This window comes from Mycobacterium sp. pW045 (genome assembly GCF_041287085.1).
Lineage (GTDB): Bacteria > Actinomycetota > Actinomycetes > Mycobacteriales > Mycobacteriaceae > Mycobacterium > Mycobacterium algericum_A.
Genome location: NZ_JBGGKU010000011.1, coordinates 24492 through 49053, shown reverse-complemented (window position 1 = coordinate 49053; position 24562 = coordinate 24492). Strand labels below are relative to the sequence as shown.

Below are 24562 nucleotides of genomic sequence, written 5' to 3'. Positions count from 1 at the left end.
CGGGGTACCGACAACTAGCCGCTCGACAGCTCCGCGATCCACCGTCGGGATTCCGCCGGGTCGATGACGTCGTCGAGTTCGAAGGTGGTCGCCGCGCTCAGCGCCCGCCCGCGCCGGTAGGCCGCCGCCACCAGCTGCTCGAACAGCTGTTGGCGCTGATCGGCGTCGGCGGCCTCGGCGAGTTCCTTGCGGAACCCGAGCCGTACCGCCCCTTCCAATCCCATCCCGCCGATCTCGCCGGTCGGCCAGGCCACGGTGAACTGCGCGGCGTGAAACGATCCGCCCGCCATCGCCATCGCGCCCAGGCCGTAGCCTTTGCGCAGCACAATCATTCCCATCGGCACCGTCAGACGGGCGCCGGCGACGAACATCCGGCTGAACCGGCGCACCGTGGCCTCCCGTTCGGCATCCGGGCCCACCATGAATCCCGGGGTGTCGCACAGCGTCACGACCGGCAGCCGAAACGACTCGCACAGCACGAAGAAGTCGGCGGTCTTGTCGGCCGCCTCGGCGTCGATGGCACCGCCGAGGTGGTGACTGTTGTTGGCCAGCAGCCCGTATGCCACGCCGCGCACGCGCACCAGGGCGGTCACGATGCCGATCCCATAATCCGGTCGCAGTTCCAGTGCCGAATCGACATCGGCGATCGCCTCGATCGCCCGGCGCACGTCATAGGCCCGCAATCGGTTCTGCGGCACCACATACCGCGCCAGTCTCGGATCGGGTTCCCGCCATTCGGTGACCCCGCCGCGGAAGTAGGACAGATAGCGCTTGGCCAGCACCACCGCGTGCGCCTCGTCGTCGGCGGCCAGCGCCACCACCCCGTTGCGGCGCTGCACCTCGATCGGGCCGATCTCCTCGGGCCGGTACACCCCGAGTCCGCCGCCCTCGATCATCGCCGGGCCGCCCATCCCGATATTGGCGTCGGGTGTCGCGATGATCACGTCGCACACGCCGGCCAAGGCCGCATTGCCGGCGAAACAGCGGCCGGACACCACGGCCACCAGCGGCACCTGACCGTTGAGTGCGGCCAGCGCGCGAAACGTCATGAGATCGAGCCCTGCCATGCCTGCGACATCGGTGTCACCGGGCCGGCCACCGCCGCCCTCGGCGAACAGCACCAAGGGAATTCGCCGGCGGGCCGCCAGCTCGAAGAGCCGATCGGTCTTGGCGTGGTTACGCATGCCCTGCGTGCCGGCCAGCACGGTGTAGTCGTAGGAGGCCACCGCCACCTGCGCCGAATCGATGGTCGCCAGGCCGGCGACCAGGCCGTCGGCCGGCGTGTTGGCGATCAGGTCCTCCTCGGAGCGCCGGCTGCGTTGCGCGGCCAGCGCCAGCGCCCCGTATTCGACGAAGCTGCCGGGATCGACCAGATCGGCGATGTTCTCCCGGGCGGTGCGTCGTCCCTGCCGGTGCCGTCTGGCGACAGCCTCGGGCCGACCGTCGTCGCGGGTGAGCCGGTGGCGCTGGGCGACCTCGTCGAGGTCGGCCCGTGGCGAATCCAGGTCCGGGCCACCGTCGGGCCGCTCGCCGGTCTCGTCGCCGGTTCCGGCGAACACCAGCAGCGGTTCCCCGGCCGCGACGACCTGCCCGACGGCGACCAGTCCGCGCACCATCGGGCCGGGAGCGGCGAGCACGTGCTGCATCTTCATCGCCTCCAGCACCACACCGCCGGGCTCCATCTCGACGACCGTGCCCGCCATCGGTGCGTACAGCACGTGTTCACCCGGGCCCAGATCCGTTGCGGTTAACCGATGTCCGGCACTGCCCGGCGACGCGGCCCCGACCAGGGCTGGCAGTCGCCGACCCAGCCAGCCGGTGGTGACAGCCCCGGTCGCCGGCTCCGCCTCCGACAACACCGCGGCGAGCAGCCCGATGTTGGTGCCGACCCCGGCGATGATCAACTCCGCCAACGCCGTGCGGGCTTTGTGCAGCGCGGCGTCCAGCGAGGTGCCGTGCACGTGGGTGATCACCTTGGCCAGCAGCGAGTCGTAACGGGGGCCGACGGTCAGGCCCGGGCGGGCATAGGTGTCCACCCGGACCCCCGGGCCGCTCGGCGGCGTGAACGCCGTCAGCGTGCCCACGCACGGCTGCACCGCACCGTCGGCGGCCACCGTTTCGGCGTTGACGCGGCATTCGACCGCGATCCCGTGGGAGCGCGCCGGTTCCCCGGATTCGCGACCATCAGCGGCGACGACGCCGGCCGGCAGATCCAGCTCGCCCAGCGTGGCGCCCTCGGCGATCCGGAACTGCACCGCCACCAGATCCAGCCCGGTCACCGCCTCGGTGACCGGGTGTTCCACCTGAATGCGTGGATTGACCTCCAGGAAGACGAAATCGTCTCCGGTGACCAGGAATTCCACGGTCGCCAGGCCCCGGTACCGGACCGCTGCACACAGTCGGGCCGCCGCTCGGTGCAGTGTGGCACGCAGCCCGGCAGAGATCGCCGGGGCGGGCGCGATCTCGATCAGCTTCTGATAGCGGCGCTGGATGCTGCAATCGCGATCACCCACCGCCATAGCGCGCGCGCCGTCGCCGACGATCTGTACCTCGATGTGGCGGGCGTCGGCGACGAATTCTTCGGCGAACACCGCTGCCGCGCCGAAGCCGAGCCTGGCCTCCTCGACGCACCAGCGGTAGGCGTCCTCGAGCTGACCGGCTTCGCGTACCGTGCGTATCCCACGGCCGCCACCGCCGGCGAGCGCCTTGAGCACGATTCCGCCGGGATGGGCTCGCAGGAAGCCGCGGATCTGTTCCAGACCGCCGGCGCCGTCGGTGGCCGCCGGCACCGGCAGGCCCGCGGCGATCGCTGCACCGCGGGCCACCGCCTTGTCACCGAAGGTGTCGAGCAGACCAGGATCCGGCCCGACGAAGATTCGCCCGACGGCGGCCACCGCTCGGGCGAATGACGGGTTCTCCGACAGGAACCCGTAGCCGGGATGAATCAGCGCCGCGCCGGATTTCTCCGCGGCCGCCAGGATGGCGGCCTGATCCAGGTAGCCGGCGGGGCCGGTGCCCGGCAGTGCGATGGCCTCATCGGCGGCGCGCAGGTGCGGACTGTCGGCGTCGTCGGGGGCATAGACCGCAACGGTGCGATAACCCGACTCGGCGGCGGTGCGGATGATCCGCAGGGCGATCTCGCCGCGGTTGGCGATCAACACTGCCTTCGACGGGGCTCGGATGGCGCTCACCGCAGCGGGTCGCCCCACTGCACCTGCTCACGCAGCGTCCCTTTGAGCAGCTTGCCGCTGGCGGTGCGTGGCAGTTGTTCGGCGACGACCGTGATGTACTGCGGCACTTTATAGTCCGCCAGCTGACCACGACAGTGATCGAGCACCGCTGCCACGTCCAAATCCTGCTGGCCCGTGCCGAGCAGCACCGCGCCCACCTTCTCCCCCATCACGTCGTCGGGCACCCCCAGCACACAGGCGTCGGCGACCCCGGGCGCCGACAGCAGCGCCGCCTCCACCTCGACGCTGGAGACGTTCTCGCCGCCACGGATGATGATGTCTTTGAGCCGGTCGATGATGTGCACCCGGCCGGCGTCGTCGACGCGGACCACGTCGCCGGTGTGCAGCCAGCCGTCAACGATGGTGGCGGCGGTGGCATCGGGCCGGTTCCAGTACCCGCGCATCACATTCGCGCCCCGCACCACCAGCTCGCCGGTGGTCGCATCGCCGGAATTGCTGTCCAGCGGTACGACGCCGAGGTCTCCCGAGGGCACCGCGTAGCCGACCGAGTCGGCGTGGGCGACGGCGTCGGAGTCGGGCAACACCGTCATCAGCGAGGCCGTCTCGGTCATGCCGTAGCCATTGAATACCGTTGCGGCACCGAATGCGTCGCGCAGCGACCGCACCAGGGCCGGGGCGGTCGGCGCACCACCGTAGCCGACCCAGCGCACGCCGGTGACGTCCGCGGCGGCGAAGTCGGGGTGCCGCAGCAGCAGCGAATAGATCGCGGGAACCGTTACCATCGATGAGATCCGTTGCGCACCAAGCGTAGCGATCATCTCGGGTAGGCTCAGCACCGGCATGATCACCGCCGCTCCCCCGGTGTAGGCGGCGACCAGCAGCTGGGAATTGCAGCCGGTCACATGGAACAGCGGCACGGAGATCAAGGTGCGCAGTTCCTCCCCCAACTGCCGGGACTGGCCCATGGAACGCACCATGTTCTCGGCATTGGTCAAAAATGCCTCGTGGGTGGTCGGCACACCTTTGGGCCGTCCGGTGGTCCCGGAGGTGTAGAACAGCGCCGCGATGTCAGCCGCCTCGACACCGTCGACCACATACGGTTGGCCGTCGGGCAGCGCGGTGCCCGGCGCCAGGTCCACCCGAACCCCGGCGTCGGTGAGTACGAAGTCGACCTCCGGTGCGGCCGACCGGGTGTTGACGGCCACCGGGACACCACCGGCCAGCAGGGTTCCCCAGAACGCCAGCACCCAGTTCAGCCCCGCCGGATAACGCAGCCCCACCCGGTCGCCGCGTTCCAGCCCGTCAGCACGCAGCCCGCCGGCGACCCGCGCCGCGCGCTGCCACAACTGCCGGTACGTCAACGCGCCGGCCCCCAGTTCGACGACGGCCTCGGCGTCCGGCCGGCATTGGGCCTGCTCGGCCAGCACGTCGAGCAGAGTGGCGGGCAACTGCTGGTAGTGCGCGACGCCGTTGGGGTCGCGGATCACCCCGGTCGTCGGAAAAGGGTTGCGCCGCCGCGAAATCTCGACGATGCCGGTCATGACCGGCGCCGCCGTGCACTGGCCAGGGCTCGCATCGTGCCGCGCAGCGCGTAGACCGCCGTCATGACGCACGCCAGGATCAGCACGACGAACAACGGCAACCAATTGCCGCGCTCATGGTCGATGTGCCACCAGACATAGGTGAACAGCACCGAGCACACGAACAGCACCACGTCACGCCAGTTGCCCTGATAGGAGATTGCCGCGGCCCGCAGCGCCCGGCTCCGATCGAAGGCGGCGACCAGGTCGTCGATGCGCTCGTCGATGGTGCGTTGCAGCTCGGCCCGCCGTTCGGCCTGTTCGGCCGGAATCCGATCGAGCAGGTCGAGATCCTGTTTGATGAGGTTGCGCGGATCCGGGCCCCGCAGCTGCCCGGCCGCCGCGGTCAGCAAGGCGCCACCGAAGACCGGTGCCGCGCCCAGCGTCATGCTCAACAGAGAAGGCATCGTCGTGGCGGTCCTTTCGCGCTGTCTCCCCGCGTCACCCTACGACGTCTGGCCCAAATGCACGGTGCCGTCCGGGCCGATTCGCCAGGACGGGTTACGGGCGATCTCCCAGATCAGTCCGTTGGGGTCTTGCACGTGGGCATGGAATACCCCGCCGAACTGGCCGGGCTGCGGGGTTTTGAGGACTGTGCCGCCGGCGCCGGCCATGGCGTCGGCCAGCGCGATCACGTCGCCGGGGCTGTCGACGTTGTGGGCCAACGTGATCCCGGAGATCGAAGAATGGCTGCCGGGCAGCCCCAGGTCTTGGTTGAACTTGTCGGCGATGAAGAACCCGAGCAGCTGCCCCGGCGCCGTCTGGTAGAAGACGATCTCGTCTTCGACGTCCAGCAGCGGGCGCCATCCCAGCGCAGCGTAGAAACGCCGGGTGGCATCCAGATCAGTTGTGGCGACGGTGACGAAGTGCACCTGTTGCTCCATGCGCAAAGCCTAGAAGGGCCCGTCTCCACAATCTGCCAGCCATGGCCGCAGTTATCCACAAGGGGCCACCTGCCAAAAACTTGAGTCAGTAGAATCCGCTATAATCGAACACATGTTCGATTCCTCGTTGTCGGGACCCGAGGCGCTGGCCGATGCCGATGACCGTGCGCTGGTGGCGGCGATAACCGGCTGGGCTCGGGTGGAGGCGGCTGCAGCGGCCCGTCGGCTGGCCGCGATCGGGGAACTGGTTGCCCGCCGCACCAGCGGTGACGGGTTCGACCGGTCCCGCTGGTCGTGCGACAACTGGGATAGCGCGGCTGCCGAGGTAGCGGCCGCCGAACAGATCAGTCACGGCATGGCGTCCTCGCAGATGTATCTGGCCAGCGCCCTGCGCGACCGGATCCCCCGGGTGGCGGCGCTGTTCCTGGCAGGCCGGATCAGTGCCAGGCTGGCCGCGGCCATCGCCTGGCACACCACGTTGATCACCGATCCGGGTGTACTGCTGCTCGTCGACGCCGACCTGGCCGAGTTGGCCACCTCGCTCGGCCCGCTCTCGGTTGCCAAAACCGCAGCCGCCATCGATGCGCTGATCGAACGCCACGATCCCGCTGCGGTTCGCCGGACGCGCGACCGGGCCCGCGGGCGTGAAGTCGTGATCGACACCGGTCAGACCGAAGGTGGGATCACCGGCCTGTGGGGCCGGTTGTTTGCCGTGGACGCCGCCGCCCTGGATCAGCGCCTGATGCAGTTGGCTCACACCGTGTGCGACGACGACCCGCGCACGCTGGCCCAGCGCCGCGCCGACGCACTCGGTGCCCTGGCCGCCGGCGCCGAGTCCTTGGCGTGCGCCTGCGGGCGCTCCGACTGCCCCGCCGCCGGGAACGCCGACGCACGGGCGACCAATGTCGTCGTGCACGTCATCGCCGAAGCCGCCGCCGTCGATGCTGCTCCTGACCCACAGTTGTCCGGGGAGATCGAACTCGAGCCCCCGGACGCCCGCCCGCAGCCCGCTGCCACGCGGCGGGGTGCGCCGTCGGGACGCATCATCGGTGGCGGGAGCGCGCCGTCGGGCCTGCTGGCCGAGTTGATCGCCGGCGGGGCCGCCGTCAGGCCACTGCGGCAGCCCACCGAAGCACCGGCTCAACCGGGCTACCGGCCGTCTGCGGCGCTGGCGGCATTCATCCGTGCCCGCGACATGACGTGCCGATTTCCCGGGTGTGACCGCCCGGCCACCCACTGCGATATCGACCATGCGGTCGCCTTCCCGTTCGGGCCGACGCATCCGGGTAACCTGCGTTGCCTGTGCCGAAAACACCATCTGCTCAAGACATTCTGGACCGGTTCCGGCGGCTGGCGTGATCACCAGCAGCCCGACGGCACCATCGAGTGGACATCCCCCACCGGCCACACCTACACCACCTGGCCCGGCAGTCGGCTGCTGTTCCCCGCCTTGTGTCTGCCCACCGTCGCGCCGGCGGCCGCGGCACCCGCGCCGCCGCCCGATTCCGGGCGTGAGGTCATGATGCCGGTCCGCCGGCGTACCCGCGCCCAAGATCGGCTGAGCTGCATCCAGGACGAACGCGCCCGCAACCTCGGCCAACTCGACAAACGGCCGCCCTAGCGACGGCGGAAGCTGCCTCAGCTCTTGAAGGGCAGCACCTTGTCGAGCAGGTCGAGTTGCTTGCGCAGGTCGTGGATCAGCGCGGTGCCCCTCGCCGTCTGCGCCACGGCATGAATGCCGCTGTGGTGCTTGGCCAGTTCCGCGATGTCCTCGTAGGCGGTGCGCACTGACTCCAGGGTGCGCGCCAGCAGGTCCGTAGTGGACGCGGTGTCGTTTGGTTGAGTCACGGCATCGCAGCTTATCCCCCGACCCTGAAAACTGCGCGCAAACCGCGACCACAAACCCGGCAAACCCCGGCGCCATCCGGGCTAATCTCTCCCCAGCACGCCGGGCGGGAAGGGGACGACCGTGACGCGACACCTCACCGGGGTTCTGGCCGCCATGATGGTGGCCACCGGGCTGATGGCCGGGTTGGGGATCGGCTCGGCGCCGCACGCCCATGCCGGTTGTCAAGACAATCCCCTGCTGTTCTTCTCCACCGCCCAGAAGTGTGATGGGCCGATTCAGCCCGACGGCAGTTGGCAGCGGTGTGTGATCTACTACTACGAACCACCGAAATCACCGCCGTCGCAGCAAGACTGCCATCAGATGGGGCCGCTGGGCCGGCAGTATCCGTTCCACTCGTTCTACCAACCGGAGACCCACATCGGCCCGTAGCGGTGCTCAGTCCATCAACATCGCGGCAACCGTCGCGCCGAGCTCCCAGCACGCTTCCAGTTCATCCTTGTCGGGCTTGGCGGAGACGACGACGTAGTCGGCGGCTTTGAGCCATCCCAGGCCCGTCGTGATGGAGTCGACGGCGCGTTCGGCTCCCTCGGTACCTTCATTGCCGTGCAGATACAACCCGAAGGGCCGGCCGCGGGTGGAATCCAGAATCGGGTAGTAACACACGTCGAAGGCGTGCTTGAGGGCCCCGCTGAGATAGCCCAGGTTGGCCGGGCTGCCCAGCAGGTAGCCGTCGGCGGACAGCATGTCGGTCGGCGACACCGACAGCGCCGCCCGCCGCACCACCTCCACGCCCTCGATCTCCGGAGCGCTCGCACCGGACACGACGGCCTCGAACATCGCCTGACAGTAGGGCGAAGGTGTGTGGTGGACCACCAGCAGCGTCTTGCTCATCGGCTCTCCTGCAGTCGGACCGCGGTCTTCATCGCCTCCCGCGCCCGACGACGGTCCCCGGCGAACTCATAGGCCCGGGCCAGCCGGTACCAGCGCCGCCAGTCGTCGGGCTCGGCATCGAGTTCGTCGCGAACCGTCCGGAACAGCGCATCGGCCGCGTCGCGTTCGATGCGGCCGGACGGGCGTCGCGGTAGCGCGCCGGCATCGAGTTCCATCCCGTCGGCGGCGATCAGCCGCGACAGCCGCTGGTGAGCGAAGCCGTCGCGCAACGTGGCGACCATCGCCCACAGCCCGATGAACGGCATGATCAGCAGCGCCAGCCCCATCCCGATCGCCGGCGCCGAGCCGGAACCGATGAGCAGCACCGCGGTCCGGCCCAGAAACACCAGATACATCAGCAACGCCAGGCACATGAAGGCGATGAGCGCCTTCGTTCGCGCGGCCGCCGACACCTTGACCACGGCTAGTCCAGGTCGAGGAGGGGTTCGATGCCGATCGTCAGCCCGGGAAAGCCGGCGACGCGGCGCACCGCCAACAGCACCCCGGGAACGAACGACGTCCGGTCGATGCTGTCGTGCCGGATGGTCAGCGTCTCCCCCATGGTGCCGAACAGCACTTCCTGATGGGCGACCAGCCCGGCCAGCCGTACCGAATGCACCGGGACACCGTCCACGTCGGCGCCGCGGGCTCCCGGGAGGCCGGTGCTGGTGGCATCGGGGTTGGCCGGTAGGCCTTTTCGGGCCTCGGCGATCAACGCCGCGGTGCGGGTCGCGGTACCCGACGGCGCGTCGGCCTTGTGTGGATGGTGCAGCTCGATGACCTCGACCGATTCGAAGAACTTGGCGGCCTGGACCGCGAAGTGCATCGACAGCACCGCACCGATGGCGAAGTTGGGTGCGATCAGCACCGCCGCACCGGGTTTGGCCTCCAGCCAGGACCGCACCTGCGCGAGCCGCTCCGCGGTGAATCCCGTGGTGCCGACTACGGCGTGAATGCCGTTGTCGATCAAGAACTTCAGGTTGTCCATCACGACGTCGGGGTGGGTGAAGTCGATCACGACCTCGGTGTCACCGTCGGTCAGCAGGCTCAGCGAGTCACCGGCGTCGACCTCGGCGGACAGGGTCAGATCATCGGCGTCACGCACCGCCGCCACCATGGTGGCGCCGACTTTGCCCCTGGCGCCCAGCACTGCTACCCGCATGGCTGCCACCCTAGCGGCAGTGGGCCTCAGGACACCTCTCGGCGGGTCTCGCCGGGCCGGTCGGCATCCGCGAGGCGTTCGGCCACGAAGCGGCACATGAGATCGAACGCCGCCCGGCTGTCCGGCAGGAACGGGAACAGCGCCGGGAAGGCGTGCAGTTGCCGCGCCCACAGCTCCAGTCGGCTGGACCGGCCCAGTTGCTGCAGCGCGGCGTGCAGCCGTTCGGCATCGCAGCGCAGGATCTCCGACTCGGCCGCGATCAGCAGGGCCGGTGGCATCGTGTCGAGCCGGCCGTTGATCGGCGACAGTTCCTGGCGCAGCTTCGCCGAGGGGCACACCAGGTCGATGAGGTCGGGCAGCACCGCCGGTATCCCGAATGCGTCGGCGCTCTGGTTCGTGTGGGTGTCGCGCGCCACGCCGTCCAATTCCAGCAGCGCCGAGATCCCGACCACCCCGGCCGGGGCGGGCAGGCCACGTTGTTGACCGGCCAGCGCCGTCGCGAACGCCAAAAAACCCCCGGCGGAGTCCCCGGCGAGCACCGTCTTGGCCGGGTCGGCGCCCTGGCTCAGCAGCCAGCGGTAGGCGCCGACGCAGTCGTCGACCGAACCGTCGACGGTGACCTGCGGGAATTGCCGATAGTCGGCGTGCACGACCGGCAGCCGGGTGCGGCGGGCGAGTTTGGCCACCACATGCAGATGGGTGTCCAGGCCGCCGGTGATGAAGCCGCCACCATGGAAGTACAGGATCGCGCCGCCGGTGAACGCCTGGCCCAGCGGTCGGGACCGCTCGACTCGGCGGACGACCTCGACGGGGACCGCTGCGCCGGTGCCGCGGGTGAAGCCGACACCGAGGAACGGCCGCACTCGTTGCAGCCTGGCGATGGTGTTGATCCGTCGGCCCATCGTCGTCATCCGGCCGGCCACCGTCCCGCTGCCGGCGTGCAACACCAGTCGCCGCACCAGGCGCGGCGTGACGGCGTTCGCGACGGCGAAAATGAGCTTGGCGGGCAGACTTGCGGAATGGATCGGACCGGCTCCGGACATCCGGGCAGTCTAGGGGCAGATCGCCGGCGAGCGCCGCGGTTTGACCCGAACCGCCTGCGTATCAGGGCCGCCGACGCTCAAGCGTCGATCACGATCCGGCCGCCGCGCGCCCTCGATACGCAGACCAGCATCTCGTCGGCCTCCTCGGCGGTGCGACCGCGCCGGTCGACGTCACCGGAGACCACCTTGACCTTGCAGGTTCCGCAGAACCCCTGTCGGCACGAGCACGGCGTCGTCGGGTCGGCGTCGAGCATCACGTCCAGTGCCGAGCGATCCGCGGGGATCAGCAGCAGCCGCTTAGACCGGGCCAGCTCCAGCTCGAAGGGCACCCCGTCGACCACCGGCGGTGGGCTGAACCGCTCATAGTGCAGCGGCGCTGGAACAGCCGAGCCATGCTCGTCTCGAGCGATCCGCACCGCTTCGAGCATCGCGGTCGGCCCGCACACATACACCGCGGTTTGCGGACCGGCGCCGGCGAGCAGTTCCTCGGTACCGGCAAACCGGCCGTGCTCGTCGTCGGCCCACACCGTGACCCGCTCCGGGTCTACCGCCAGCACCTCGTCGAGCAACGGCATGTCGGCCCGGCTGCGGCCGGCATACACTGCGCGCCAGTCGATTCGGCGCTGGGCCGCCTCGCGCAGCATCGGCAGCATCGGAGTCACCCCGATCCCGCCGATGACGAACAGCACGTCGCTCTCGTCGGTGCCGAGATAGAACGCATTGCGGGGGCCCTCGAAGACCAGGGTGTCGCCCACCGCGTAGGCCTCGTGCATCTCGACCGACCCGCCACCGCCGTCGTCGAGTCGGCGCACCGCGATGCGGTACTCGGTGCGCCGGCCGGGCACCCCGCACAGCGAGTACTGCCGGCGACGGCCCGACGGCAACTGCACGTCGATGTGACCGCCCGGGGTCCAGGACGGCAGCAGCCCGCCGTCGGGTTGGGCAAGGGTCAGCGCCACCACGTCCGGGGTCAGCATCTCGCGCTTGGTGACGACGGCCTCGATCGTCCGCGAGACGGGCACCACCCGCGACGGCTTCCAGCGCGACAGCGCGGATACCCCGCTGAAGATCGTCACCGCTCCCCAGAGCATGTTGAAGAACCGGTCGTGCTTACGCCGGCCGTACAGGTCAGCGGGGCGGGTTCGCCAGATCTCCTGCGCCATCTCAGCTTTGCCGCATGTCGCTGTCGGGGGTGTCCGCCCTGCCCGTCATGTTCTGCTCCACCCATTCGTCGGTGAGCCGGGCGACGATCTCGGGGCGGTCGGTCACCACCCAGTGCCCGCCGTCGATGTCGAGCACCCGGTGCCGGGGCGGGATCGCGCCGGTGAATCGCTGCACGGCAGGGCTGACGAAGAGGTCGAGGCGTGGCGCGAGCACCTGTACGGCGACGTCGGTGGTGGGCAGCGGGGTGGCCGGTTTGAACAGCGGCCTGGGCATGTTCGCCCGGTAGAGATTGAGTCCGTTGAGGTAGTCGTTCTGGCCCCGGAGCGTTTCCCACGGGCTGGCGCCGGAGCGGCCGATGCGCTCCAGCGTCGCGATGAGTTTGCCGCCGAAACCGGACCGGAAGATCGCCTCCGGTAACCGGGGGGTCAAAAACAGCCAGATGTAAGCCGACTCCAACACCTGCCGGGCGACGGCGAGCAGCGTCCGGGGGTTGCGGGGCGATCGCAGGAACTTGCCCGCGTAATCCAGATGCGGCCCCGAAATCGAGGTGTAGGAAGCAACTTTGGGCCCCACGACGGGGTCGGTCACCGCCGCCCAGCCCTGGATCGAACCCCAGTCGTGGCCCAGCAGATGGACGTCGTCGACCCCGAGATGCTCGATGACCGCGCCGACGTCGGCGATCAGCTGGGGAAGCCGATAGCCGGACCGGTCCGCCGGCGGCGACGACGCCCCCGCACCGCGCACGTCGTAGGCGACGACGTTGTATCTGCCCGGGTGGTTCTCCAGCAGCTTGTGCGCCACCCCGTCCCAGACGTGGTGGTTGTCCGGATAGCCGTGAATGGCCAGGATGGTGGGGCGCCGCGGGTCGACGTCGGTGTAGGCGTGCACCGCCAGGGTCACCCCGTCGGTTGCCGTCACAGTGGTCTGAGAGTTCATCGACTGCAGTCCTTTCCGGCTCGACACCGGTCAGTGCGTGGCGCGAGCGGCGGGTGACACCGCCAGGTAGTTGACCGCCTTCTCCACCCCGCCGAGCTGCGCCGGATGGAAGCCCGGCCGGTAGTAGGAGGCGATGGCGGGCATGAACTCGAACGGAGCGGGAACCAGCCCGCGGCGCGCCACCACAAACCAGTCCCGCCACCGCGGTTTGACTCCCGCCGGCAATTCCGGGTCCACCTTGTACATGAACCGCAGCCCGCGCACCCACAGCCACAGCATCAGCGGCGTGACGATCAGCTGGGTGCGGACCTGCCGGAGGTATCCGGCGCGCAGGTGCTTCATCACATCGAAGGCGACGGCCTTGTGCTCGACCTCTTCGGCGCCGTGCCAGCGAAGCATGTCCAGCATCGCCGGGTGCGCTCCGGCCTCATCCAGCGCCGGGCTGTCGAGCACCCACTCGCCCAGAATCGCCGTGTAATGCTCGACGGCGGCGATCAGCGACACCCGTTCCAGCAGCCAGCGCTGCTGGCGGCGCTTGCTCCAGTGCGGGCGGTCGCCGAGCAACTTGTCGAACAACCACCTGATCTGGGCGGTGAAGGGCGCCATGTCGACGCCACGGGCGGCGAGGTGGTCGACAACACCGGCGTGCGCCTGGGAATGAGTGGCCTCCTGCCCGATGAACCCCTGGACGTCGAGGCGCAGTTGGTCGTCTTTGATCAGCGGCAGGGCCTGCTTGAACACCTCGACGAAGAACTCCTCGCCGGCGGGCAACAACAGGTGCAGCACATTGCAGAAGTGGGTGGCGAACGGCTCGCCGGGCACATAGTGCACCGGCAGGTCCGACCAGTCGAATGCGACGTCGCGGGCCTGTAGCACGATGCGCTCGTGGTCCTGCGCCCCAGTACCGTGCGGGCCTGCGGCTCGGTCGTCAACCGAAAGCATGGCAACTCCTTCACCGACGCGTTTACAAAACCATATTCGATGTCGTTGGCCTCGACAAGATCCCCGCGAACGTCTAAGGGGTTGCCGGTTCTCGTGGCTCGTTGCTTGGACCCGATCATAGCGGTACCGCCGGTACCGGTCAGCCCGTAGAACGCCGCGCAGGTGTCCGGCGCGTTACTCGAGACCCCGGATATTGACAGCTCTGTAAATATCTCGCGGCGAACGTTAAGACGTTGTTAACCCGCTTGGAGTTCGGCCGCACGGTCAGGAAACGTGTCGGATGTTCCCAGGAAACGTTGAGGCACAGCCTGTCCGGTCTTAGACCGGTCGTTTGCCTTGTCTGCCATTGTTTTAAGGAGAGCTTCTTGTCGTTCCTCACCGCAGATCCCGAAGCGTTGCGGGCCGCCGCCGACTGCTTGTCGAGCACCGGGGTCGCACTCGCCTCCCAGAACACCGCCGCGCAAGTTCCCACGACCGGGGTGCTGCCCCCGGCCGCCGACGAGGTCTCGGCGATGCTGGCCGCACGCTTCACGACCCAGGCACAGCACTACCACCAAGTCAGCGCTCACGCCGCCGCCATTCACGAGATGTTCGTGGCGACCCTCAATGGCAGCGCGAACACCTATGCCGTCGCTGAAGCCGCCAACGCGGTCGCGGCCGGGTAGAGCTGGAGACGCACCCATGGATTTCGCAGCGCTACCGCCGGAGGTCAACTCCGCACGGATGTACGCCGGCCCCGGTTCAGGGTCGCTGGTGGCTGCTTCGGCTGCCTGGACTGAGCTGGCCGCCGAACTGCACACCGCTGCCGCGAGCTACCGAGCAGTGGTAACCGAGCTGACCAGCGGCGCATGGCTGGGTGCGTCGTCGACGAAGATGGCGGCGGCGGCGGCACCGTATGCCACCTGGCTCACCGCCACCGCCGAGCAGGCGGAACTGACCGGCGCCCAGGCGATGGCCGCGGCCACGGCCCATTCGGGCGCGTTCGCCATGACCGTTCCGCCGCCGGCCATCGCCGCCAACCGAGCGCAGTTGGCCACCCTGGTCGCAACGAACTTCTTCGGTCAAAACGCCCCGGCCATCGCCGCCACCGAGGCCCTCTACGGCGAGATGTGGGCGCAGGACGCGGCAGCGATGTACGGCTATGCCGCAGCCGCTGAGGTTGCATCGGAGATGGTCCCGTTCACCGCGCCGCCCCAGACCGCAGACCCGGCCGGCGTGGCGACGCAAGGTGCCGCTGCCGCCGAGGCGTTGGGGCAGGGAGCCGCGCAAGCCACCGTCAACCAGGCAATGCAGGCGATGCCGCATGCGATGGCCGGGGCGGCGGACGCGACGTCGCTGATGCTTCCCGACATTTTCAGCGACCTGGCCACGCTGGGCGCCGCCCCGGTGTCGACCTTCATGCTCACCGCGATCATCGCCGCCTTCATACCCGAGTACATCCTGGGTGCCGCCGGGCTCCCGGCACCCTTCGGCCTGGAGGCGTTGTCGGCCACGTCCTTTGCGGCGGGCCTGCCGCTGGGTCTGATACCGGTCGAGGGCGCCACCGCCACCCTGTCGTCGGCGGCGATGTCGGCGGGCCTGGGCAATGCGGCCTCGGTCAGCGGGTTGTCGGTTCCCAAGGCCTGGGCCACAGCCGCCCCGGAAATGCGGCTGGCCGCAGCCGAGTTCTCGACGGCCAACGTCGTCGCGGGCGAACGCGCCGCCGGAATGTTCAGCGGCATGCCGCTATTCGGTGGTGCACCGCTGATGGCGATGGACGGGCGCGGCGGCGCCGGGTCCCGAAACCACAAGGCATCCGAGGAGGACGCCAAACGCAAGGCCGTCAAGGGGCGACGGTCGACCATGTGGTGACCGGCTCAATCCGACGCTAACCCGGCCACGATGTCGGCAGCCGGACCCGAACGGGCGGCGCGATATGCGGTCCCGGCCCACAGGCTGGTGCCGTGCGGGTCATCCATGGCCACCGCCGCCGCCCGGATGGGGGTGGTCATGTGGTTGATCTCGGGGTATCCCACCGGCGCCACGTTGTCGAAGGCTCGCGTGAAGTCGTTCTCCAGGCCGCGGGCATACCGGCCGGAGAACGCGCACGTCACCGTGGTGTTGCCGAATTCCGGGTTGGTCAGCGCCGCCCGGTGCGTCGGGTTGGTGCCCGCCTCATCGGCCAGCAGCAGTGCGGTACCGACCTGCGCGGCCACCGCGCCACGCCGCAACACCCCGGCCACAGCGGCAGCGGTGCCCAGACCACCGGCCGCCACCAGCGGGACATCGCCGTGGGCATGGCCGATCTCGGCCAGGAGATCCTCCAGGCTGTCATTGCCCGGCTGCATGTCGGGGGCGAACGTGCCGCGGTGGCCACCGGCGTGGGGACCCTGCACCACCAGCACCTCGGCGCCGTGTGCCACCGCGATGCCGGCCTCGTAGGCCGACGTCACCGTGACCATGGTCAGGATGCGCAACGCGCGCAGTCTCGCCAGCTGGTCGGGCGAAGGCGTACCGAACGTGAACGACACCGCGGTGGGCCGCAGGTCGGCGATCACCTCGAGCTTCTCCGGCCAGCAGTCGTCGTCGCCGAAGCGGGGCCGGCCCAGCTCGACGCCGTAGTGTTCGGCCAGTGGGTCCAACAGATCGGCGTAATCGTCGAGCAGCACCACGTCGGCGACGCTGGGTTGGGGCACAAAGAGATTGGCGCCGATCGGTCCGGTGGTGGCGTCGCGCGCGGCGGTGATCTCGTCGGCCAACTGTTGCGGAGTGCGGTAACCGCCGGCGACGAATCCCAGGCCACCGGCCGCAGACACCGCCGCGGCGAGCGCCGGCGTGCTGGGACCCCCGGCCATGGGAGCACCGACCAACGGGATCGCGAGTTCGGAGAAGCTGAACACCATCCCCCTAGCCTGCCATCGACCGCAACCGCCGCGGCAGCGCCCCTTTCGACCGGTACGGGCCGAGAACAGCGACACCGTAGGGCCGGTGCAACAGTCGCTTCGCCACGGCGTTGACCTCCTCGACGGTGACCGCGGACAGTTCCCGCAGCGTGCGGGAGATGGGCCGGTGCCGGCCGTAGTTCAGTTCGGTGCGGCCCAACCGGTTCATCCGCGAACCCGAGTCCTCCAGGCCCAACACCAGCCCGCCACGCAGCGACCCCTTCGCGATCCGGCATTCCTCGGCGGTGATGCCGTCGCGTGCCACCGAGTCGAGCACCTCGGCGGTCACGGCCGCCACCTCGGCGAACCGCTCCGGCTGGCAGGCGGTGTAGACCGACAGCGCACCCGCGTCGGCGAAGGTGTCCACCGACGAGTAAATCGAGTACGCCAGCCCGCGGGACTCCCGAACCTCTTGGAACAGCCGGGAACTGAGGCCCCCACCGAGAGCAGTGTTCAGCACGGCCAGCGCCTGGCGGTGCTGCCAGTAGCGCCCCGGGACCCGCACCCCCAGCGACATGTGGGTCTGATCGGCGTCGCGATTGATCAGGGTCAACCCGGGGGCACCGGGCATCCGGGCGGTGCCACGTCGCGGTGCGGCGGGCCGCTGACCACGGATCAGCCGGTGCCCGAAGTGTTCTCGTACCAGTGCCACCACCGTCTCGTGGTCGACATTGCCCGCCACCGCCACCACCATGCGCTCGGGTGTGTAACGGCGCTGGTGAAACGAGCGCAACTGCTTGGCCGTCATCGTCGACACCGACTCGACATTGCCGATCACCGGCCGTCCGATCGGATGGTCGCCGAACAGCGTCGAGGCGAACACATCACCCAGGGCGTCCTCGGGATCGTCATCGCGCATCGCGAGTTCCTCGAGCACCACGTCGCGCTCGAGGTCGACGTCGGCGGCCGCGCAGGATCCGTTGAGCACCACGTCGCTCACCAGTGCGACGGCCAACTCCAGGTCGGTGTCGAGCACATGGGCGTAGTAGCAGGTTTGCTCCTTGCCGGTGAAGGCATTGAGCTCTCCGCCGACGGCATCCATCGCCTGGGCTATACCGGCCGCGGTGCGCGACGGAGTGGCCTTGAACAGCAGATGTTCCAGGAAGTGGGCCGCCCCGGCCAGTGTGGCGCCCTCATCGCGCGACCCCACACCGACCCAGACGCCCACCGATGCCGAACGGACCGCCGGGAGGTACTCGGTGACGACCCGTAGCCCGCCCGGCAGGGTGGTGCGTCGCAGTGTGGCGCGCGCGATGTCAGCTCTCGGTTGCCGCGGCATCGACAGGCTGAGCGGACCCCTGGCCTGAGTCGGCCGACTCAGCCGAATCTTCCACGGGCACCAGCGAGATCTTGCCGCGGTTGTCGATGTCGGCGATCTCCACCCGCAGCTTGTCGCCGACCTTGACAACGTCCTCGACCTTGGCGACCCGCTTGCCCTTGCCGAGCTTGGAGATGTGCACCAGCCCGTCGCGGCCCGGCAGCAGCGACACGAACGCGCCGAAGTCGGTGGTCTTGACCACCGTGCCCAGGAACCGCTCGCCGATCTTCGGCAGCTGCGGGTTGGCGATCGCGTTGATCTTGTCGATCGCGGCCTGCGCCGACGGACCGTCGGTGGCACCGACGAACACGGTGCCGTCGTCCTCGATGGAGATCTGGGCGCCGGTCTCCTCGGTGATCGAGTTGATCATCTTGCCCTTGGGCCCGATCACCTCGCCGATCTTGTCCACCGGAACCTTGATGGTGGTGACCCGCGGCGCGTAGGGGCTCATCTCGTCGGGGGCGTCGATGGCCTCGGCCATCACCTCCAGGATGGTCAACCGGGCATCTTTGGCCTGCGCCAGCGCACCCGCGAGCACCTGGGACGGAATCCCGTCGAGCTTGGTGTCGAGCTGCAGCGCGGTGACGAAGTCCTTGGTGCCGGCCACCTTGAAGTCCATGTCGCCGAACGCGTCCTCGGCGCCCAGGATGTCGGTGAGCGCGACGAACCGGCGCTCGGTCTTACCGTCGACCTCGACATCGTCGGAGACCAGGCCCATGGCGATACCGGCGACCGGAGCTTTCAGCGGCACGCCGGCGTTGAGCAGCGCCAGCGTGGAGGCGCACACCGAACCCATCGAGGTGGAACCGTTGGAGCTCAGCGCCTCCGACACCTGCCGGATGGCGTAGGGGAACTCCTCGACACTGGGCAGCACCGGAACCAGCGCCCGCTCCGCCAGCGCGCCGTGGCCGATCTCGCGGCGCTTGGGCGAGCCGACCCGGCCGGTCTCACCGGTGGAATACGGCGGGAAGTTGTAGTGGTGCATGTACCGCTTGGAGGTCTCCGGCCCCAGCGAGTCGATCTGCTGCGCCATCTTCATCATGTCCAGCGTGGTCACGCCCATGATCTGGGTCTCGCCCCGCTCGAACAGCGCGCTGCCGTGCGCGCGCGGCACCACCGCGACCTCGGCACTCAACGCCCGGATGTCGGTGATCCCGCGGCCGTCGATGCGGAAGTGATCGGTCAGAATCCGCTGCCGAACCAGCTTCTTGGTCAGGCTGCGGTAGGCCGCGCTGATCTCCTTCTCGCGGCCCTCGTAGGTTTCGGCGAGCCGCTCGATGACCTCGGCCTTGATCTCCTCGGTGCGCTCGTCGCGCTCGGCCTTGCCGGCGATGGTCAGCGCCTTGGCCAGCTCATCGGTGGCGACCGACGCCACCGAGTAGTAGACGTCATCACCGTAAGGCGGGAACAGCGGGTACTCGGCGGTCGGGCGGGCGGCGGCATCGGCCAGCTCCTGCTGGGCCTTGCACAGCGCCGCGATGAACGGCTTGGCCGCCTCCAGGCCCTCGGCCACCACGGTCTCGGTGGGCGCCTGCGCGCCGGCTTCGATGAGCTCGATGACGTTGTCGGTGGCCTCGGCCTCGACCATCATGATCGCGACGTCACCATCGTCGACGGCCCGTCCGGCCAGCACCATGTCGAAGGTCGCGCGCTCGAGCTGCTCGATCGTGGGGAACGCCACCCAGGTGCCGTCGATCAGCGCCACCCGCGCCGCGCCGACCGGGCCGGAGAACGGCAGGCCGGCAAGCTGGGTGGAGGCCGACGCGGCGTTGATCGCCACCACGTCGTAGAGCTCCTTGGGGTCCAGGCTCAGCACGGTCACCACCACCTGGACCTCGTTGCGCAGGCCCTCGACGAACGACGGGCGCAGCGGGCGATCGGTGAGCCGGCAGGTCAGGATGGCGTCGGTGGACGGCCGGCCCTCGCGGCGGAAGAACGAACCCGGGATCCGCCCGGCGGCGTACATCCGCTCCTCGACGTCGACGGTGAGCGGGAAGAAGTCGAAATGATCTTTGGGAGCCTTGCTGGCGGTGGTCGCCGACAACAGCATGGTCTCGTCGTCGAGGTAGGCGACGACGCTGCCGGCGGCCTGCTGGGCCAGCCGGCCGGTCTCGAAGCGAATGGTGCGGGTGCCGAAGCTCCCGTTGTCGAGGGTGGCGGTGGACTCGAAAACGCCTTCTTCAATTTCAATTGCAGACATGGACGCCCGTGCGGCCTTCCTGGTTCGTTCAGCTGTTTCGCGACGCCAGACATAGACCAGCGACGAACCTGGATGCGGCTACGGTCGTCGATCGAAGCGGCCGGATTCTGCACGAACGTTCAGACCCGGCTGCCACTACCGAAGACCGCCCGACACAGGTCTGGCTGATCGCGGGAACGTGTCCCGTCGTGACGTGCCGGAGTGACGCGCGCGGACTGCGCGGGCCACACCGATGCCCGGGCGGAACCCGGAACGGTCTTACTCTACACGGCGGCGTTGTCGCCGAATGTCAGCGCCGCAGGCCCAGGCGCTCGATGAGCGAGCGGTAACGCGCCACATCGACCTGGGCGAGGTACTTGAGCAGACGACGACGCCGGCCGACCAGCAGCAGCAGCCCACGCCGGGAGTGGTGGTCGTGCTTGTGGGTCTTGAGGTGCTCGGTGAGATCGGTGATCCGCTTGGTCAGCAACGCGACCTGCGCCTCCGGCGATCCGGTGTCGGTCTCGTGCAGGCCGTAGCTGCCCAGGATCTCTTTTTTCTGCTCGGCGGTCAGCGCCACGAAAACATCTCCATCAATATCGTCCCGCGAATGAAATGACGGCGGCCACCGCGGACTGCAGCACGCCGAGGGGCGAGTCTAGCAGCGCCTCGGGCACCCTTCCCAATCGTGCCCAATCGTGCGAGCGGTCAGCCTTCGGCCAGCAGGTCGCGGGTCTTCTCCACGTCCGTGTTCATCACCGCCACCAGATCCGCCACGGCGTCGAATTTCTCCTGCCCGCGGATCCGGCTGACGAAGTCGACGGCCACCCGTTGTCCGTACAGATCGGCGGTTTGGTCGAGCACGAACGCCTCAACGGTGCGCGCCCGCCCGGAAAAGGTCGGGTTGGTGCCCACCGACACCGCAGCCCGGCAACGCTGACCGGCGACGACGGTGCCCGGCACCGGGCCGTGTCCCAGCACGGTGAACCACGCGGCATACACCCCGTCGGCGGGGATGGCCGCATACGCCGACGGCGCCACGTTGGCCGTCGGGAAGCCCAGGTCACGTCCGCGGCCGTCGCCGCGCACCACCAGTCCCTCGACGCGATGCGGCCGCCCCAGCGCCTCGGCCGCCGCGACGACGTCGCCGGCGTCCACGCATGACCGGATATAGGTCGAGGAGAAGGTGACCGGCTGCGTCACGTCCGAGTCGGCGCGCTCAGCCACCAGCGAAACCGACTGCACCGCGAACCCGAACTGTTCGCCGGCGCGGCGCAGCGTCTCGACGTTGCCCGCCGCCTTGCGCCCGAAGGTGAAGTTCTCCCCGACCACCACTTCCACCACGTGCAGATGCTCAACCAGCAGTTCGTGGATGTAGCGGTCGGGGGTGAGCTTCATGAAGTCGGGGGTGAACGGAATGACCAGGAACACGTCGACGCCGGCCTGCTCGACCAGCTCGGCGCGGCGCGCCAAGGTGGTGAGCTGAGCCGGGTGGTTGCCCGGGTAGACAACCTCCATCGGATGCGGATCGAAGGTCATCAACACCGTCGGCACCCCGCGGGCCTTGCCGGCCTTCACCGCGTGCGCGATCAGTTCGGCATGGCCACGGTGCACACCGTCGAACACTCCGATGGTGAGCACGCACCTGCCCCAGTCTGTGGGGATCTCGTCCTGCCCCCGCCACCGTTGCACACCCGCAAGCCTAAACTGTGTGCCGTGAGCCCTTGGGAGCAGTCGGACGGGCTGACTACCGTCGCTCAGGACTACCTGAAGGTCATCTGGACCGCGCAGGAATGGTCACCCGACAAGGTCAGCACCAAGATGCTGGCCGAGAAGATCGGCGTCTCGGCGAGCACCGCCTCGGAGTCGATCCGCAAACTCGCCGACGCCGGCCTGGTGGACCACGAGAAGTACGGCGCGGTGAGCCTCACCGATGAGGGTCGCCGGGCGGCGCTGGCCATGGTGCGCCGGCACCGTTTGATCGAGACGTTCCTGGTGCGCGAGCTGGGCTACAGCTGGGACGAGGTGCACGACGAGGCCGAGGTGCTCGAGCACGCGGTCTCCGACGCGCTGGTGGACCGCATTGACGCCAAGCTGGGATTCCCGCAGCGTGACCCGCACGGCGACCCGATCCCGGCGGCAGATGGGCGGGTGCCCACTCCCCCGGCACGCCAGTTGTGGGAATGCGCCGAGGGTGACTCCGGGACCGTCGCGCGGATCTCCGATGCCGACCCGGAGATGCTGCGTTACTTCGACGCGGTGGGCATCAGCCTCGATGCCCGGGTGCACGTTCTCACCCGCCGGGATTTCGCCGGGATCATCTCGGTGGCCCTGGCGCCTCCCGGGGCACCCGACGGGGAACAGACCATGATCGACCTGGGAAGCCCCGCCGCGCAGGCGATCTGGATGGTCTAGCCGCTATCTCAGGTGGCCGGCGAGTTCACCTTCGGCACCGAAGAGTTCTCGCTGCCAATATGCGACGAGTTCGGCGGTGTCGATCTGGTCGGGGTGAAAATCCCGCTTCTTAAAGGGCCGCATGTCGCCGTAGAAGCCCTGCCACATCGGGTTGCGGAGCATCTGCACGGTCTCCTTGAGGATCCGGAACGGCTGACGGCGGCCCTCAACGTCGGTGGTGGCGATCGACAGCCAGGTGAACAGCACCAGGATCGGTATCCCGCAGTTCTGCGCGAAGCGCATCCAACGGATGCGTGTCGATTCGGGAACACCGATGGCCCGGTAGACGTCGAACGCGACCGATTTGTGTTCCAGTTCTTCCAGCGCATGCCAGTTGAGCAGGTTACGAATCTCGGGGTCATACATCATCGTCTGGATTTCCGGGCGCTTGAGAATGTTCGCCGCCCACACCGCGGTGAAATGTTCTGCGGCCACCGTGAATCCGAGGAAGAAATGGCGAAGTCTCGGCAGCCGGCCCGGGTCGGGGTACTGCTTGTCGAGGAACTTCTCCATACGCTCGGTGCTTTCCAGCAGGTATTCGAACCACGCGGTCGGGTATCCCATCGCCGTCAGCTGCTCGTTGAGCTCACGGTGTTGTCGGCCGTGCGTCTTCTCCTGTCCGATGAAGCCGGCGACCCGCTTCTTCAGATCGGGGTCGTCGATGACGTCGACGTAGCGGCGAACCGACCGCACGAAGATGTCCTCGCCCGGAGGGAAGATCGCCGACAGGATCGCCACCAGGTGGCTGAACACCATGCTGCCGTCGGCGAAATACTTGTCTGTCGGAGGTGCATCGTTGAACCCGAAGTTCATCCGCCGCACCGTCAGATCCACCACATCGTGAGAAGCAACCATGAGGACCAGCCTGGCCGACGCGAGTGGTCCTGGGAATGCGCGAATCGGACAGTGATTTGATCGATTCGGACACCCGCTCAGGCTTTGGCGCGACGGTGTCTGCTCGGCGGCGTCCCGGTCCACCGACTGAAGGCGCGGGTGAAGGCGGCGGTCTCGGAATAGCCCAGCTGACGTGCCGTCTCCTCGACGGTGAGCCCGGACTCGAGCAGGGCCACCGCGAGGGTCACCCGAACCTCATCCACCAGCGCGCGGTAGCTGGTGTGTTCGGCCGCGAGGCGGCGATGCAGCGTGCGCTCGGTGATGGACAGTTCGTCGGCGATCTCGGCCATGGCCGGCAGCTGGCCGGGATCGCGAACCAGGCGGGAGCGCACCAGCGCGGCCAGCCCGCGGCGCTGACGGCGCGACTCCAACAACTCCTCACACTGCTGAGCGCACGTCAGTGCGGTCGCGGCGTCGGCGGCCGGCATCGCCAGCGCCAGCGCATTCGCCGGGATGGAAATCGCGGCGCGTGTCGCCGCCAGGTCCAACTCGACTGTCAGCCAGGGAAATTCCAGCCGATCAACCGGGAAGTCGATCCCGGGGAGTTCCACTTTCAGTGCGATCGTGGACTCCAACTGTCCGATCAGCAGCGGCGCGACGTTGATCACGGCGAACATGTCACGTTCGAGCATGAACTCGCGCACGTCGGCAGGAACAGCGCTGTTGTCGAATTCCAGGACCGCACCATCGTCGGTGTCGCAGCGGGTCAGGCGGTGAAATGTCGATGACAGCGCCGCGTACCGGCAGGCGATGTTGACCGCATCACCCAGCGTCGGGCTCGCCAGCAATGCATAACCGAGAATCCCCATGTTGGCGAAGTTGTACTGAACCCCGACGGCGCAGGCGAACTCGTGCGGATCATCAACACGCGCGAGAATGTTACGGACGATTGCCAGCTCCTGACCGGCTTGGACTTCGGTGGCACCGTCCTCGATGTCGGCCACACCGAGATCGGTTCCCGCCAGGCAGTCCTCGGCATCGATGCCCTGCAGCCGGGCCGCCGCCAGCAGATGCCGGCAGGTCGCCGCGGGCCGCGGAATATCCCAATCCGCCTGCGCGGCACCACAGATCGACACATGTCCGAATGTATCAAATTTGGATCGGGTAGCTCCTAC

Annotated in this window: 24 protein-coding genes; 5 read left to right on the top strand and 19 right to left on the bottom strand. The window is 68.6% G+C overall.

Translation table 11 applies throughout. From position 1 onward, the window contains the following. Positions 1-14: 14 nt before the first annotated feature. From ACAG20_RS17315 to ACAG20_RS17300, 4 genes are read right to left on the bottom strand one after another with little or no spacing between them, the layout of a single operon-like run. The gene (locus tag ACAG20_RS17315) at positions 15-3209 is read right to left on the bottom strand and encodes a carboxyl transferase domain-containing protein (RefSeq protein ID WP_370493454.1); all 3195 of its coding nucleotides are present in this window, start codon (positions 3207-3209) and stop codon (positions 15-17) included. Beyond that, positions 3188-4732 carry a class I adenylate-forming enzyme family protein gene (locus ACAG20_RS17310; RefSeq protein ID WP_370493453.1) on the bottom strand — a complete coding sequence of 515 codons (1545 nt, stop codon included), beginning with the start codon at positions 4730-4732 and terminating at the stop codon, positions 3188-3190. The genes ACAG20_RS17315 and ACAG20_RS17310 overlap by 22 nt, the downstream gene beginning before the upstream one ends. Further along, positions 4729-5178: a hypothetical protein gene (locus tag ACAG20_RS17305; protein ID WP_370493452.1), complete on the bottom strand. Its 450-nt coding sequence runs from the start codon at positions 5176-5178 to the stop codon at positions 4729-4731. The genes ACAG20_RS17310 and ACAG20_RS17305 overlap by 4 nt, the downstream gene beginning before the upstream one ends. A gap of 39 nt (positions 5179-5217) precedes the next feature. Next, a complete protein-coding gene (locus tag ACAG20_RS17300) occupies positions 5218-5655 on the bottom strand; it encodes a VOC family protein (protein ID WP_370493450.1) in 438 nt (145 codons plus the stop codon). 112 nt (positions 5656-5767) lie between these two features. Between ACAG20_RS17300 and ACAG20_RS17295 the strand changes: the two genes are divergently transcribed. Continuing rightward, on the top strand, positions 5768-7276 hold the full coding sequence (locus ACAG20_RS17295; RefSeq protein WP_370493449.1) for a DUF222 domain-containing protein: 1509 nt from the start codon (positions 5768-5770) through the stop codon (positions 7274-7276). Between the two features lie 17 nt (positions 7277-7293). Here ACAG20_RS17295 and ACAG20_RS17290 read toward each other — a convergent pair whose 3' ends face one another. After that, positions 7294-7503 (bottom strand): hypothetical protein, encoded by a 210-nt coding sequence (locus ACAG20_RS17290; RefSeq protein ID WP_112689628.1) that lies wholly within the window; start codon positions 7501-7503, stop codon positions 7294-7296. A 121-nt stretch (positions 7504-7624) separates the two neighbouring features. On the opposite strand from ACAG20_RS17290, the gene ACAG20_RS17285 reads away from it, so the two are divergent. Beyond that, a complete protein-coding gene (locus ACAG20_RS17285; protein WP_370493448.1) occupies positions 7625-7933 on the top strand; it encodes a hypothetical protein in 309 nt (102 codons plus the stop codon). 6 nt (positions 7934-7939) lie between these two features. Here ACAG20_RS17285 and ACAG20_RS17280 read toward each other — a convergent pair whose 3' ends face one another. From ACAG20_RS17280 to ACAG20_RS17250, 7 genes are all read right to left on the bottom strand, one after another. Further along, positions 7940-8395 carry a flavodoxin family protein gene (locus tag ACAG20_RS17280; RefSeq protein WP_112685841.1) on the bottom strand — a complete coding sequence of 152 codons (456 nt, stop codon included), beginning with the start codon at positions 8393-8395 and terminating at the stop codon, positions 7940-7942. After that, on the bottom strand, positions 8392-8808 hold the full coding sequence (locus tag ACAG20_RS17275) for a hypothetical protein (RefSeq protein ID WP_370493565.1): 417 nt from the start codon (positions 8806-8808) through the stop codon (positions 8392-8394). The genes ACAG20_RS17280 and ACAG20_RS17275 overlap by 4 nt, the downstream gene beginning before the upstream one ends. Positions 8809-8858: 50 nt before the next feature. Continuing rightward, entirely contained in the window at positions 8859-9596 is a 738-nt protein-coding gene (dapB, locus tag ACAG20_RS17270; protein WP_112685843.1) for a 4-hydroxy-tetrahydrodipicolinate reductase, read from the bottom strand. Between the two features lie 26 nt (positions 9597-9622). Next, on the bottom strand, positions 9623-10639 hold the full coding sequence (locus ACAG20_RS17265) for an alpha/beta hydrolase (RefSeq protein WP_112685845.1): 1017 nt from the start codon (positions 10637-10639) through the stop codon (positions 9623-9625). A gap of 77 nt (positions 10640-10716) precedes the next feature. Further along, positions 10717-11802, bottom strand: coding sequence for a 2Fe-2S iron-sulfur cluster-binding protein (locus ACAG20_RS17260; protein WP_370493447.1), 1086 nt, complete (start codon positions 11800-11802; stop codon positions 10717-10719). Position 11803: 1 nt separating this feature from the next. Continuing rightward, on the bottom strand, positions 11804-12739 hold the full coding sequence (locus tag ACAG20_RS17255) for an alpha/beta fold hydrolase (RefSeq protein ID WP_370493446.1): 936 nt from the start codon (positions 12737-12739) through the stop codon (positions 11804-11806). A 30-nt stretch (positions 12740-12769) separates the two neighbouring features. Then, a complete protein-coding gene (locus ACAG20_RS17250; protein WP_370493445.1) occupies positions 12770-13681 on the bottom strand; it encodes a metal-dependent hydrolase in 912 nt (303 codons plus the stop codon). A 365-nt stretch (positions 13682-14046) separates the two neighbouring features. On the opposite strand from ACAG20_RS17250, the gene ACAG20_RS17245 reads away from it, so the two are divergent. Together ACAG20_RS17245 and ACAG20_RS17240 are read left to right on the top strand one after the other, a co-directional pair. Further along, on the top strand, positions 14047-14346 hold the full coding sequence (locus ACAG20_RS17245) for a PE family protein (protein WP_112685853.1): 300 nt from the start codon (positions 14047-14049) through the stop codon (positions 14344-14346). 16 nt (positions 14347-14362) lie between these two features. Then, positions 14363-15532, top strand: coding sequence for a PPE family protein (locus ACAG20_RS17240; RefSeq protein WP_165825004.1), 1170 nt, complete (start codon positions 14363-14365; stop codon positions 15530-15532). A gap of 5 nt (positions 15533-15537) precedes the next feature. Here ACAG20_RS17240 and ACAG20_RS17235 read toward each other — a convergent pair whose 3' ends face one another. The 5 genes from ACAG20_RS17235 to ACAG20_RS17215 all read right to left on the bottom strand — a co-directional run bounded on the left by ACAG20_RS17235 (position 15538) and on the right by ACAG20_RS17215 (position 21791). Continuing rightward, positions 15538-16563 (bottom strand): nitronate monooxygenase, encoded by a 1026-nt coding sequence (locus tag ACAG20_RS17235; protein WP_370493444.1) that lies wholly within the window; start codon positions 16561-16563, stop codon positions 15538-15540. Between the two features lie 4 nt (positions 16564-16567). Next, positions 16568-17881: a M16 family metallopeptidase gene (locus tag ACAG20_RS17230; protein WP_370493443.1), complete on the bottom strand. Its 1314-nt coding sequence runs from the start codon at positions 17879-17881 to the stop codon at positions 16568-16570. After that, entirely contained in the window at positions 17859-20120 is a 2262-nt protein-coding gene (locus ACAG20_RS17225; RefSeq protein WP_370493442.1) for a polyribonucleotide nucleotidyltransferase, read from the bottom strand. The genes ACAG20_RS17230 and ACAG20_RS17225 overlap by 23 nt, the downstream gene beginning before the upstream one ends. Before the next feature lie 289 nt (positions 20121-20409). After that, a complete protein-coding gene (gene rpsO, locus ACAG20_RS17220; protein WP_013829467.1) occupies positions 20410-20679 on the bottom strand; it encodes a 30S ribosomal protein S15 in 270 nt (89 codons plus the stop codon). 128 nt (positions 20680-20807) lie between these two features. Next, entirely contained in the window at positions 20808-21791 is a 984-nt protein-coding gene (locus tag ACAG20_RS17215; protein ID WP_370493441.1) for a bifunctional riboflavin kinase/FAD synthetase, read from the bottom strand. A gap of 24 nt (positions 21792-21815) precedes the next feature. Between ACAG20_RS17215 and mntR the strand changes: the two genes are divergently transcribed. Continuing rightward, complete coding sequence (gene mntR, locus ACAG20_RS17210; RefSeq protein WP_370493440.1) at positions 21816-22514, top strand: manganese-binding transcriptional regulator MntR; 699 nt, start codon at positions 21816-21818, stop codon at positions 22512-22514. A gap of 3 nt (positions 22515-22517) precedes the next feature. Here the strand turns inward: mntR and ACAG20_RS17205 are convergent, their stop codons facing one another. Next, a complete protein-coding gene (locus tag ACAG20_RS17205; protein ID WP_370493439.1) occupies positions 22518-23408 on the bottom strand; it encodes a metal-dependent hydrolase in 891 nt (296 codons plus the stop codon). A 77-nt stretch (positions 23409-23485) separates the two neighbouring features. After that, complete coding sequence (locus tag ACAG20_RS17200; RefSeq protein WP_370493438.1) at positions 23486-24523, bottom strand: AraC family transcriptional regulator ligand-binding domain-containing protein; 1038 nt, start codon at positions 24521-24523, stop codon at positions 23486-23488. Positions 24524-24562 lie beyond the last annotated feature (39 nt).